Annotated in this window: 11 protein-coding genes and 2 other annotated features; all 11 genes read right to left on the reverse strand. The window is 40.2% G+C overall.

Features of this window, described 5'->3' with window-relative positions:
* Positions 1-31: 31 nt before the first annotated feature.
* Positions 32-808 (reverse strand): tryptophan synthase subunit alpha, encoded by a 777-nt coding sequence (trpA, locus tag WKI42_RS02165; RefSeq protein WP_368081063.1) that lies wholly within the window; start codon positions 806-808, stop codon positions 32-34.
* Complete coding sequence (gene trpB, locus WKI42_RS02170; protein ID WP_000331265.1) at positions 801-2,024, reverse strand: tryptophan synthase subunit beta; 1,224 nt, start codon at positions 2,022-2,024, stop codon at positions 801-803. Before trpB (WKI42_RS02170) ends, trpA begins: the two co-directional genes overlap by 8 nt.
* Positions 2,002-2,601, reverse strand: a complete 600-nt coding sequence (locus WKI42_RS02175; RefSeq protein ID WP_173274744.1) for a phosphoribosylanthranilate isomerase — start codon at positions 2,599-2,601, stop codon at positions 2,002-2,004. Before WKI42_RS02175 ends, trpB (WKI42_RS02170) begins: the two co-directional genes overlap by 23 nt.
* Positions 2,588-3,355 (reverse strand): indole-3-glycerol phosphate synthase TrpC, encoded by a 768-nt coding sequence (trpC, locus tag WKI42_RS02180; protein ID WP_173274745.1) that lies wholly within the window; start codon positions 3,353-3,355, stop codon positions 2,588-2,590. The genes WKI42_RS02175 and trpC overlap by 14 nt, the downstream gene beginning before the upstream one ends.
* The gene (gene trpD / locus WKI42_RS02185) at positions 3,352-4,356 is read right to left on the reverse strand and encodes an anthranilate phosphoribosyltransferase (protein WP_173274746.1); all 1,005 of its coding nucleotides are present in this window, start codon (positions 4,354-4,356) and stop codon (positions 3,352-3,354) included. The genes trpC and trpD overlap by 4 nt, the downstream gene beginning before the upstream one ends.
* A gap of 10 nt (positions 4,357-4,366) precedes the next feature.
* Entirely contained in the window at positions 4,367-4,933 is a 567-nt protein-coding gene (locus tag WKI42_RS02190) for an aminodeoxychorismate/anthranilate synthase component II (protein ID WP_173274747.1), read from the reverse strand.
* Positions 4,930-6,291, reverse strand: coding sequence for an anthranilate synthase component I (gene trpE / locus WKI42_RS02195; RefSeq protein ID WP_368081064.1), 1,362 nt, complete (start codon positions 6,289-6,291; stop codon positions 4,930-4,932). Before trpE ends, WKI42_RS02190 begins: the two co-directional genes overlap by 4 nt.
* Positions 6,292-6,362: 71 nt before the next feature.
* Positions 6,363-6,588, reverse strand: a binding site (T-box leader).
* A complete protein-coding gene (gene trpB / locus WKI42_RS02200) occupies positions 6,585-7,763 on the reverse strand; it encodes a tryptophan synthase subunit beta (protein WP_368081065.1) in 1,179 nt (392 codons plus the stop codon). (Overlaps the previous feature by 4 nt.)
* A gap of 65 nt (positions 7,764-7,828) precedes the next feature.
* Positions 7,829-8,058 (reverse strand) — a binding site (T-box leader).
* Between the two features lie 214 nt (positions 8,059-8,272).
* On the reverse strand, positions 8,273-9,268 hold the full coding sequence (locus WKI42_RS02205) for a LacI family DNA-binding transcriptional regulator (protein ID WP_000410752.1): 996 nt from the start codon (positions 9,266-9,268) through the stop codon (positions 8,273-8,275).
* A 686-nt stretch (positions 9,269-9,954) separates the two neighbouring features.
* Positions 9,955-10,665, reverse strand: coding sequence for an MgtC/SapB family protein (locus WKI42_RS02210; RefSeq protein ID WP_001149044.1), 711 nt, complete (start codon positions 10,663-10,665; stop codon positions 9,955-9,957).
* 2 nt (positions 10,666-10,667) lie between these two features.
* Positions 10,668-12,359, reverse strand: a complete 1,692-nt coding sequence (locus WKI42_RS02215; RefSeq protein WP_001216174.1) for an ABC transporter permease — start codon at positions 12,357-12,359, stop codon at positions 10,668-10,670.
* Between the last annotated feature and the right edge of the window lie 7 nt (positions 12,360-12,366).

Below are 12,366 nucleotides of genomic sequence, written 5' to 3' on the forward strand. Positions count from 1 at the left end.
GTGCCTTTCCTCTTACTCGCTGCTTGTGTGATTATTTTTGGTAAGCTACTGCTTGTTTGATAAAGTCCTGAATCGGCTCTCCTTGGTGGAGAGCTTTTACAATTTTTGAACCAACGATAACGCCATCTGACACCGCATTAAAGCGTTCTACATCTTCTTGACTAGACACACCAAAACCTGTCAAGACTGGGATGTCAGCTACTTGATGCAATTGCGCCAAGTGCTTATCCAAGTCTGCACGGTAATTGCCTGACTTCCCTGTCACCCCATTGATGGCAACGGCATAGACAAAACCTTCTGCTCCCTTGATCAACTCTTTTTGACGCTCAATTCCTGTCGTCAAACTAACTAGAGGAATCAAGGCGATGTCTGTATCTGCCAAAAATGGTTCTACAAAGTTGGCATGCTCATGAGGCAGGTCTGGAATAATCAAGCCCTTAACCGCTGTATCTGCCAAATCTTTGACAAAATTCTCCACACCGTACTGAAAGAGGGGGTTGAAGTAGGTCATGATGACAAGTGGAACCTCTGTTTGAATGGTTTTCAAGGTTTCAACCAAAGCCTGGGTAGAGGTCCCGTGGGCTAAACTGCGCAAGCCAGCTTCTTCGATAACAGGTCCATCTGCGACAGGATCTGAAAAGGGAATACCCACTTCAATAGCCGAAACACCCAAATCTTCTAAAAAGTGGATTGTTTCAGCTAGACCATCCAAACCTTTCTCATGGTCTCCAGCCATGATATAGGGAACGAAAATTCCTTTTCCAGTTGCTTTAATAGCATTTAATTTTTCTGTTAGTGTCTTAGGCATGAGCTTCTCCCTTCTTTGCTGCATCTGCTTCCAAGCGGTCTTTGACTTGAACCACATCCTTGTCCCCACGACCTGATAGGCAGACAATCATGGATTTGTCTGGTCCAAGTTCTTTGGCCAATTTCACTGCAAAAGCGATAGCATGGCTAGATTCCAAGGCTGGGATAATCCCTTCCACACGAGACAAGAGTTGGAATCCTTCCAAAGCTTCTTCGTCTGTCACAGGGACATAGCTGGCACGTTTGATATCGTGGTAGTGAGAATGTTCTGGACCGATACCAGGATAGTCCAATCCTGCTGAGATAGAGAAGGCTTCAAGAATTTGACCATGGGCATCTTGGAGCACATCCATGAGGGAACCGTGAAGGACACCCGGACGACCCTTAGTCAAAGTCGCTGCGTGATGCTCTGTATCCACACCAAGTCCTGCTGCTTCAGCCCCATACATAGCTACTGACTCATCTTCTACAAAGGGATGGAAGAGACCGATGGCATTTGAACCACCACCAACACAGGCTACTAGGGCATCTGGTAAATCTTGACCTGTTAAGTCACGGTACTGTTGTTTAGCTTCTCTACCGATGACACTTTGGAAGTCACGAACGATTTCTGGGAATGGATGAGGCCCCAAGGCAGAACCAAGGATATAGTGGGTATCATCGATATTAGCTACCCATGAACGAAGAGCTGCATTGACCGCATCCTTGAGCACGCGCGAACCGTCTGTCACTGCCTCAACCTTGGCTCCCAAAAGCTCCATACGGAACACATTGAGGGCTTGGCGTTTGACATCTTCCTCACCCATATAGATAGTACATTCCATGTTAAAGAGGGCTGCAGCAGTTGCAGTTGCTACACCGTGCTGACCAGCACCTGTTTCAGCAATAATTTTCTTTTTACCCATGCGTTTGGCAAGCAAAACTTGTCCTAAGGCATTGTTAATCTTGTGGGCCCCTGTATGGTTGAGGTCTTCACGTTTGAGATAAATCTTGGCTCCGCCAATATGCTGGGTCAAGTTTTTTGCGTAGTAAAGAGGAGTTTCACGCCCCACATACTGGCGTAAGAGTTGGTTTAATTCCTCTTGGAAACTTGGGTCTGCCTGACTTTCACGGTAGGCCTTCTCCAACTCTAAAACTGCTGTCATCAATGTTTCTGGGACGAAACGTCCACCGAATTTTCCGTAAAATCCATCTTTATTTGGTTCTTGATATGCCATTCTTTACCCTCTCTATAAATCTTCTAATCTTTTCATGATCTTTTTGTCCGTCTGTCTCCACTCCGCTTGATACATCTACTGCATAGGGAGTAAAGTGTTGAATTGCTTGTACTACATTGTCTTCCTTAAGCCCACCTGCGATAAAGAAGGGCTGAGTTAGTCCAATCGTATCCAGTTGAGCCCAGTCAAAGGTCTGGCCACTCCCAGCCACAGGGGCATCAAAGAGTAGATAGTCTGCCTGAGAATTGGGCGCATGACCATTTCCATCCACCTGCACCGCCTGAATGCTGGCACAAGGCAAATTCTCAAATAAATCATCTGCCACCTGACCGTGAACTTGAACCAAGTCCAAGCCAACTTTGTCAATGACTTCTAGCAGTTCTGCACGACTTGGTGAAACAAATACACCAACCTTTTTGACATCTGTAGGAATAATCTTTGCCAGCTCAGCAGCCTGATCCAAGGTCACCTGTCTTTTACTAGGTGCGAAGACAAAACCGATGTAGTCGGCTCCTGCTGAAACGGCTGTTTCCACTGCTTCTTTGGTCGATAATCCGCAAATTTTAACCTTTGTCAATCTGCAACTCCTTGATTCTCTGGGCTACATCTTCTGCCTGCATAAGGGCTGTCCCAACTAAAATTCCGTTAAAATATGGTGCTACTCGTTCCGCATCCTGCCCTGTGAAAATAGCCGATTCAGAAATGTACAAGCAATCATCTTTGAAATGTTTAGCCAAGTCCACACTGATCTGCAAGTCAACTTCAAAGGTGGTCAAGTTGCGGTTATTGACCCCGATAATTTGAGCTCCAAGGAGGTGAGCTACCTCTAGTTCAGCTAGATTGTGGGTTTCCACCAAGACTTCCAGACCAAGCTCTGTCGCATAGTCATAAAGTTCCTTGAGACGTTCTTCTGACAAGGCCGCGACGATGAGCAAGATAACTGTCGCACCCGCATTACGAGCTCGGATGATTTGCTTTTCATCGATGATAAAGTCCTTGTTGAGCGTTGGAATCTGTACCTGACTGGAAATCTCCCGCAGATAATCCAAATGCCCTTTAAAGAAAACTTCATCTGTCAGAACAGAAATCATCACTGCTCCGTTCGCTTCATAAGTCTGGGCCTGTTGCACAATATCCACATCGAGATTGATATCTCCCAGACTAGGGCTAGCCTTCTTAACTTCAGCGATTACCTGTAAACGATCCTGGTGATTCTTCAAAAATTCTGCCAAACGATAGGTCTGGCGCAGGGGCTGGATTTGCTCCAGCTCCATCTGCTCAACCTCACGCGCTTTCTGCTCCAAAATTCGTGCTAAAAATTCCTGACTCATTTTTGGTACTCCTGTAACAGTCTGAGTTTTTCAAGAGCCTTGCCACTAGCAATCACTTGGCGGGCCAAGGCAACTCCTTCCTTGATGCTATCAACCTTACCATTAGCATAGAAACCAAGGCCAGCATTCAAGACTGTCGTTTCCAAGAATGGACTTGGTTCGTTTTTCAGAACGCTAAGCAAAATTTCTGCATTTTCCTGAGCATTGCCTCCACGAATATCTTCGATAGCGTAGCCTTCCATTCCCAAATCCTCTGGAGTAAAGCTTGATAAGGTAATTTCGCCATTTTCAAGAAGTGCAATTTTGGTTGTTCCATTCAAACCAGCTTCATCCAATCCTTCTGGCCCAGCAACCACGATGGCACGTTTGCGGCCCATATTTTTCAAAACCTGAGCTGTACTTTCTAGAAGTTCTGGACGACTAATACCAAGAAGCTGTGTTTCCAAAGCCATTGGATGAATCAGGGGACCAGTCAAGTTCATAATCGTTGGAATTCCCAATTCCAAACGAGCTGGCATGATGTATTTCATAGCTGGGTGCATATTTTTAGCGAAGAGAAAGACGATTCCAGTTTTATCAAAGACCTTACCTAGTTCAGCTGGTTTGAGGTCTAGATTGATACCCAAGGCTTCGAGGACATCTGCAGAACCAGATTTAGAAGAAATCGAACGGTTACCGTGCTTGGCCATGTGAACACCGCCACCAGCCAAGACAAAGGCTGCAGTTGTAGAGATGTTAAAGCTGAAAGACTTGTCCCCACCTGTACCACAGTTGTCCATAGCATCATGAATTTCAGTTGGAATATGTTGGGCATGTCCTCTCATGACTTGGGCAATGGCTGTGCGTTCCTCAGGTGTTTCCCCCTTCATCTTAAGAGCTAAAAGGAGAGAAGCAATCTGCGCCTCCGTTACACGCCCAGTTACGATACGCTCAATGACATCCGTCATTTCCACACCTGATAAATTTTCAAATTTTGCTAGCTTTTCAATAATCTCTTTCATCCTAGTTTCCTCACTTTACAACCTTCTCGATAAAATTCCGAATAGAAGACAAGCCATCTGGCGTTCCAATGCTCTCTGGATGGTACTGGAAGCCATAAATTTGAAGGCTTTTGTGTTGAATTCCCATGATAGCTTGATCATCAGTCGAACGAGCTGTCACTTCAAAGTCTTCTGGCATTTCCTCAATCAAAATACTGTGGTAACGCATGACCGCACGGCCATCCTCGATACCTTGATACAGAACAGATGGCGCTTCAAAGTTGATATTGCTCTGTTTCCCATGCATGACTTTTGGAGCCAAACCTAACTTACCACCAAAGACTTCTGCAATGGCTTGGTGGCCCAAACAAATCCCAAGAATCGGCTTCTTGCCAGCAAAGTCACGAATCATATCTTCCATCTTTCCAGCATCAACTGGCCAACCAGGACCAGGAGAAAAGACCAGACCATCTGCTTTTTCAGCTTCTTCATACAGCTTGGGATCATCATTTCTCAAGATCTGCACTTCTGCAAAATTCCCAATGTACTGCGCCAAGTTATAGGTAAAAGAATCATAGTTGTCAATCAATAAAATCATGGTCTTAGTTCTCCAATTCTAGTCATAGATTTTGCTTTGTTAATGGTTTCTTGGTATTCGTTTTGGGCGATGGAATCGTAGACAATCCCTGCCCCAGCCTGCACATAGGCTCTTTGATTTTTAAGAATCATAGTTCGGATAGCGATGGCGAAATCCATATCACCTGTCGCAGACAAGTAGCCGATTGCTCCTGCGTATACGCCACGTTTTTCTGTTTCCAGTTCATAGATGCGTCTCATCGCTCGAATCTTTGGTGCTCCAGAAACGGTTCCAGCAGGAAGTGTTGCTTTCAAGGCATCCATAGCAGTGAGTTCTGGAAGCAAACGCCCCTTGACCACGCTGGTCAAATGCATAACATAACGGAAGAGCTCCACTTCCATATACTTGGTGACTTGGACACTGGCCGTTTCAGAGATGCGGCCAATATCATTACGACCCAAGTCTACTAACATTCGATGCTCTGCTGTTTCCTTCTCATCCGAAAGCAGGTCTGTCGCCAAAGCCTTGTCTTCTTCATCCGTAGCTCCTCTTGGTCGCGTACCTGCAATCGGATTGGTTGTCACGATGCCATTTTTGACAGAAACCAAACTTTCTGGACTGGCACCGATGATTTGATAATCCCCAAAATCATAGAAATAAAGGTAATTAGAAGGATTAGTCACGCGGAGATTTCTGTAGAAGTCAAATGGATTTCCAGTCACTTCTGCTGAGAAACGCTGGCTGAGTACACATTGGAACATATCCCCATTACGAATCAAGTCACGAGCTGTTTCCACCATTTCCTCAAACTTCTGAGGAGCGATATGCGGTTTGAAGTCCAGCGGAGATAGATCCAAGTCTTCAAATTCATTTGGAGCAGGAATGCGTAATTCCTCAAGCACTTGGTTCAAGGCTTTTTCCAAGTCTTCTTGACTACGCTCACTATAGAGAGCATCCTCGATGACATGAATTTTTTCCTTCTTGTGGTCAAAGACCATGTAACTCTCATAGACAAAGAAATGCATGTCTGGCGTTCCAATTGTATCTTGAGGGATTTGACCAATTTCTTCATAAAGCGAAATCATATCGTAACCAACAAAACCAATTGCCCCACCACCAAAAGGTAGATCTAAATGGTGCTGGCTCTTATGAGTCACTTCATAAAGGAAATCTAAGGGATCCTGATCAATCACTTGACCATTTTGATAAAGAACTCCATTTTCAAACTTAATCTCAAAAACTGGATTATAGGCTAAGATAGAAAAACGAGCTGTTTCCTTGTCTCTCGGAATACTTTCTAAAATAACCTTGTGTTGCCCCTGTAGGCGCATATAAGCCAAGATTGGTGATAAGACATCTCCATGAATGATTCGTTCCATTGTAATTTCCCTTTCAGTTCTACTTCTAGTCCGTGGCGACTGTATGAAAAATCCCCACGCAAAATAACTTGCGTGAGGACGAAATTCGCGGTGCCACCTCAATTATAGGATTTCTCCTATCTCTCATTCCTGTCTTAGAAAGATTCTGTAACAGGTTGTGCGATAAAGGGCACTCCCTTGAGAATTATGTTTTCTTCTCTCGTTTCAGATGGACCCAACCTTACAGCTTTCTCTGCTTGTTTCCAGCAACCACAAGCTCTCTGTGAGAGAAAAGACTGTAATTTTTCCATCTATTATTTTTTAGCTTCTAGGTAGTCCGCAATTGCAGCTACATCCTTGTCTCCACGACCAGAGACATTGATGATGATAATGTCGTCTTTACTTAGTTTCGGTGCACGTTTAACTGCTTCTGCGATAGCGTGCGAACTTTCAATCGCCGGGATAATTCCTTCAGTCTTGCTGAGAAGGAGGAGAGCCTGAACAGCTTCTTCATCCGTCGCTGCAACATATTCTACGCGACCTGAATCTTTGAAGTAGGCGTGTTCTGGGCCAACCCCTGGATAGTCCAATCCAGCTGAGATAGAGTAAACTGGAGCTAGTTCTCCATCTTCCTTAAAGACTGCATAGGTCTTCATACCATCAACAATTCCGATACTACCTTTTGTCATAGTAGCTGCGTGCTTGTCTGTGTCAAGTCCATGACCAGCAGCTTCGACCCCAACCAATTTAACTTCTTCATCAGCCACATACTGAGAAAAAGCACCGATGGCATTAGAGCCACCACCTACACAGGCAATAACGTAGTCTGGTAAACGACCTTCTTTTTCTAAGATTTGACGGCGAGATTCTTCACTGATGACCTTTTGGAACTCATGAACAATGGTTGGATATGGGTGAGGACCTACAGCAGATCCCAGAACATAGAAGGCTTCAAGGTCATTCATCCATGCTCCAAAGGCTGCATCGACCGCATCCTTGAGAGTTCGTGTCCCCGTTTCAACTGCGTGAACAGTTGCTCCCATCATCTCCATACGGAAAACATTGAGACGTTGACGTTCCACATCCTCTGCTCCCATGTAGACATCACAGGCCATACCAAACTTGGCTGCAGCCGCTGCTGTCGCAACACCGTGCTGACCAGCTCCTGTTTCCGCAATCACTCGTTTTTTACCCATACGTTTGGCCAAAAGAATTTGTCCTAAAACATTGTTAAGCTTGTGAGAACCAAGGTGGTTAAGGTCTTCGCGCTTGAGATAAATCTTAGCACCACCTAAGTGATCTGTCAAACTTTCTGCAAAATAGAGCGGTGTTTCGCGACCAGAATAGTCCTTCAAATAATGACGAAATTCTGCCAAAAACTCTGGATCATCCTTGTACTTGTCAAATGTCACTTCCAACTCATCCAACAAAGCCTGAATCGGATCCGGTACAAAACTACCACCAAATTGTCCAAAATAACCTTTAGTTGTCATAAAATTTTCCTCTTTCTATATTGATTTCAAGATATGAAAAAGCCCACACACAGAATATACTTCCGTGTGAGGGCGTTGGTAACGCGGTGCCACCTCAATTATAAAGGGTCTATCCCTTTACATCTCTGCCTTGTCTAACAACAAGTTGCACTGTAAGGTGTGCGCACCGAATTTTCATTGTTTCAAATTCATTTTTTAAATCAGCCCACTTTCACTACTTCCAACCACCTGTTCACAATCACCACAGGCTCCCTGAAGATCAAAAATAGTTACTTTTCTGATTTGTTGAACTTATTTTAATACTTTGTTTTTTCTTTGTCAAGACTTTTTTACAATTTTTTTGAAAGATGTGTGATTCGAATGTGATAATGTCTTTAGTAAATCGAACGTGAAAATGTCCCACTTGTTAGAAATTGGATCCAACTCAATAGAAACTGAATAGATGCTAAACAGAACTTACTTTAGAACACTCCATCTTTTCCATTAGGATTTTCAAGAATTAAACAATACTAGAAACTCTGTCTCCTAACAAGTTTAGTAGAAACTTCAACAGATGTGACACTTTCCCCCTTTATAATTGCTAATACCCCTTCAATCATTTCTTGAGCTAATTTAACATAATTAGGAGAAATTGTAGATAAAGCAGGAGTGTAATACTGTGAAATTGGAATATTATCAAATCCAACAACGGATATATTATCCGGAATCGCTATTCCTTTTTCGTAACACGCACGAATTAGTCCTTGAACTTTTTCATCGCCTGAAACAAATATAATATCTGGATAATTTCCAAAAGACAAATCATTCACAGCAAAGGAATAAACTGACTCTATTGTAGTTAAACCATAAACTACCTTCAAATCCATAGAATAATTATTATCCTTTAAAAAAGTTCTCACTCCTCTCTCTCGATCCTTATTTACATAAGACTCACCTCCCATAAGTAACCACATATCTTTAAAATTCTTTTCCAAAACTACTTTCATCATATCATAAGTAGCTTGAAAGTTATTGTTAGATACGTAAACTACTCCAGGTGTTTGAGACTCTCCAAAGACAATGAAAGGCATATTATTTTTCTTTAAATATTGGATTCGAATATCATTCTCCCCCTCATAAAAGACAATCACTCCATCTACAAGGCTACCAATACTTGAAATAATTGAATTACTAATCGAATCTTCCTCTCCAAAATATTCAACAATAGCATTTACTCCAAATTGTCTACAAGTTTGTAAAACTTTATCTAAAAGTGTTTGAAACCAGATTAAAGGAAAAGAATCAATCTTCTTCACAGATATTAAAATATTCGTGGTTTCTTTCTTCGTTAAATTCTGAGCATAGGCATTTGGAATATAGGATAACTCATCGATGACTTTTTTTATGGCATTATAAGTCTCAGGTTTTACTCTATTCCCTCCATTTATTACACGTGAAACTGTCTTTGGAGAAAAACCAGACAAACGTGCAATATCATATATCGTTACCTTTTTCCCTTTTTCCATTAAAATACTCCTGTCATAAACCTTCACTATAACTATACAATATTTAAATTATTTTAACAAGAAAATTACATTCTAATCTTTTAATCTAGTTTACATCTGGAGGAAATACTTCACTAAATCTACATTAACTTTCAGTACTAGTAACATAAATTTTACAATTCAATTCACTGTTTTGTACTATTTTGTAAACTGCATTACAAATCACCGGATAAGAAAATACACTACCTGAAAATTCCAAGGAATCATTTTCAGTAAATCCTTCTGTATTTAGAAATGTATTCATTATCTGTTCAATATAACACTCTAATATGGGAACAGCTTTCTCCTTAACAATAACATTTCTAAGCATTTCTTCAAATGGTAAATGACAAGCGAACACCATCTCACAAACATCATAAAATGAATGGAAGTGGTATACCTGTATGAGATTATAGTCATCAAAATAAGTTATTTTCCCTGCATCAAAATCCACTTTATATACTCTCAAATTAGTTAGATCCTTTTCTTCAAAAATTATTATGGACACCTCTAAAAACTACCGATTTTCTATTTTTATTGCTCAGAAAACGTTGATACATCAATGTTTAAAAGTATTGAAATTGAGTTTTTAGATGTGCCCTTATATTTCTTATTATTTAAAGAAAACAAAAGGACTAGAATAATCCGTCCCTTTGTTTATCCCTAGATTAGCTGATTTCCTCAACATAAATCACACCAACAATATTAGCAATTTCTTCCATTAGTTTAAGGTGCTCAAATCTACCTGATAATTCCAGAGTAATAAATGACGCGATTTTTTTGTCTGGAACATCAAAATATTCAATTCTTTCTGAATTAACATCTCCAAATGCAGTTCTAGAATCAGTCATTCTAATGCCATTCTCAGCACAGTATACTAATACCCGATTATATGCCTCTGTAGATCTAACAACGATATACAATTCGATTATCTTTGAACGACTTTGAAGATATTTTTTTAAAGGTTGGAACATAGTTATAACACTCCAAACAGACATTGCTCCTAGTATGGCTCCTTCATAAAAACCAACACCAATAGCTAGACCGATTCCAGCTGAAGCCCATATTCCGGCTGCAGTTGTTAAACCAGTTATTTTCTTTTTATCTGTAATAAGTATTGTTCCAGCCCCAAGAAAACCAACACCTGATATAACCTGCGCACCTAAGCGTGTAGGATCTCCTGTACCAAATTTATAAGATACATACTCATTAGTCATCATAATTAAACATGCAGCCAGACAAACAATACTATGTGTACGAATACCTGCTGGTTGAGATTTACTTCCTCTCTCTAAACCAATTACACCACCAATAACTAATGAAAGTACAATTCTTAATACAATTTCGATATATGATAGTCCTAAGCTTGTTGCTTGCATTATTATTTCCTTTTTCTACTAACTGGTCTCTGAGTAAAGTATAAAACAGAACCAGAAATTATCATTAATACAATAGTATAAACGAATACAAGTGCTTGAGCATTTGAAGTTGCTGTTTCATCACCTGCTGAACGAATAGTTATACCCAGTGGTTGAGCTAATGGATGGTAAAGAAATACAGATAAGTCGAAGTCAGTTAATAAAGAGTTAAAGTTTAAAGCAATAACAGAGAGAACAACCGGTAAAATAAATGGGATGATAACCTTCATCATAGTATAAAAAGGTGAAGCACCCATACTTCTTGCTGCATCTTCCATCTCATCATCAACACTAAATAAAATAGCACGTACCATTCTATAAGAAAATGGGATTTTTACAACTATATATGCAATAAGTAGAATTACCAAACTACCTACCAAAATCTGATTCAAGACAAGAAATTGTGGCTGATTAAAAGTAAATAATAAACTTACTGCTAAAAGTGTACTTGGTAGTAACCAAGGAAGTAGAGCACCATATTCAAATAAGAAATCAAAACGAGATTTATGTTTTCTGACAACACGAGCAAATACAACTGCGAGAATTGTTGCTGTTGTCGCAGCAATAATAGAATAAATAAAGCTGACCAAGAATGGAGAGAATGCCGCACTATTACTAAAGAATAAGCGATAATTTTCTAAAGTAAAGTTTGATAATGTTAAGTTACCTGTTTGAATTGCAACTGGATCTGTAAATGAGTATAATACTATAAAAATTAGTGGAAGCATGAAAACTGTGAACAATCCATATGCTACAATGTGAGCAATGATATTCCAAGGCTTAGACGCAATTTTTTGTTTTTTAAGAGGCGCTTTAGTCTTAGAGATAGAAATATAATTTCCACCTTTTTCTATCTTGTTCATGATAGTAAGCAAAATTGTAGTTGCAATACCTAAAATAATTGCAAGTAGAGCAGCTAAATCACGAGAATTCCCCATCCCTGCAAATGTAATAATCATTGGATTTATAGTTTGAAATTCTTTACCACCAACAATCATGGGTGCTGCTACTGCAGATAAACCACTAAGAAAAACCATGATAGTAAGTGCAAATAGAGTTGGAATTAAGGTTGGTAACACTACTTTTCGGAAAACAGTAAATGGTTTTGCTCCCATATTTCGAGCAGCCTCAATAGTGTGATAGTCAACGCTTCGAATTGTATTTGTTAAAAACAATGTATGATTAGCAGTTCCTGAAAATGTCATAATGAATAAGACTGCACCATACCCAATAAACCAGTTAGGGTCTAAAGAAGGGATAATATTTTGTAAAAATTTTGTAATCAATCCATAAGGACCATAGACAAATTTATATCCAGTCGCTAAAACCACTCCTCCATAAATTAAAGAGGTCATATAACCTAATTTTAAAATTTTAGCACCTTTAATATCGAAGTATTCTGTAAATAGAACACAAAGAATACCTACGACATTAACTGTAATAATGAGTGAAAATGCCAACTTAAAACTGTTCATAATACTCTGAAGTGCCCTTTGAGATTTTAGAACACGATGTACAGCATCAAGGGAAAATTCTCCTCCTTTTACAAATACATTCACTACTAGATCAAAGTTTGGATAAATAATAAATGTTACTAAGAACCAGATTAACCCTAAACGAATAAGCCAATCTTTTAAATTTAATTTATGACGCATACTGCAC

It is taken from the genome of Streptococcus pseudopneumoniae, from assembly GCF_038148935.1.
Taxonomy (GTDB): Bacteria; Bacillota; Bacilli; order Lactobacillales; family Streptococcaceae; genus Streptococcus; species Streptococcus pseudopneumoniae_U.

What these genes read in the sequence shown, in the direction of transcription:
- trpA (WP_368081063.1), bottom strand. Translation starts at nt 808, where the DNA reads ATGCCTAAGACACTAACAGAAAAATTAAATGCTATTAAAGCAACTGGA.
- trpB (WP_000331265.1), bottom strand. Translation starts at nt 2,024, where the DNA reads ATGGCATATCAAGAACCAAATAAAGATGGATTTTACGGAAAATTCGGT.
- trpC (WP_173274745.1), bottom strand. Translation starts at nt 3,355, where the DNA reads ATGAGTCAGGAATTTTTAGCACGAATTTTGGAGCAGAAAGCGCGTGAG.
- trpD (WP_173274746.1), bottom strand. Translation starts at nt 4,356, where the DNA reads ATGAAAGAGATTATTGAAAAGCTAGCAAAATTTGAAAATTTATCAGGT.
- WKI42_RS02190 (WP_173274747.1), bottom strand. Translation starts at nt 4,933, where the DNA reads ATGATTTTATTGATTGACAACTATGATTCTTTTACCTATAACTTGGCG.
- trpE (WP_368081064.1), bottom strand. Translation starts at nt 6,291, where the DNA reads ATGGAACGAATCATTCATGGAGATGTCTTATCACCAATCTTGGCTTAT.
- trpB (WP_368081065.1), bottom strand. Translation starts at nt 7,763, where the DNA reads ATGACAACTAAAGGTTATTTTGGACAATTTGGTGGTAGTTTTGTACCG.
- WKI42_RS02205 (WP_000410752.1), bottom strand. Translation starts at nt 9,268, where the DNA reads ATGGAAAAAGGGAAAAAGGTAACGATATATGATATTGCACGTTTGTCT.
- WKI42_RS02210 (WP_001149044.1), bottom strand. Translation starts at nt 10,665, where the DNA reads ATGCAAGCAACAAGCTTAGGACTATCATATATCGAAATTGTATTAAGA.
- WKI42_RS02215 (WP_001216174.1), bottom strand. Translation starts at nt 12,359, where the DNA reads ATGCGTCATAAATTAAATTTAAAAGATTGGCTTATTCGTTTAGGGTTA.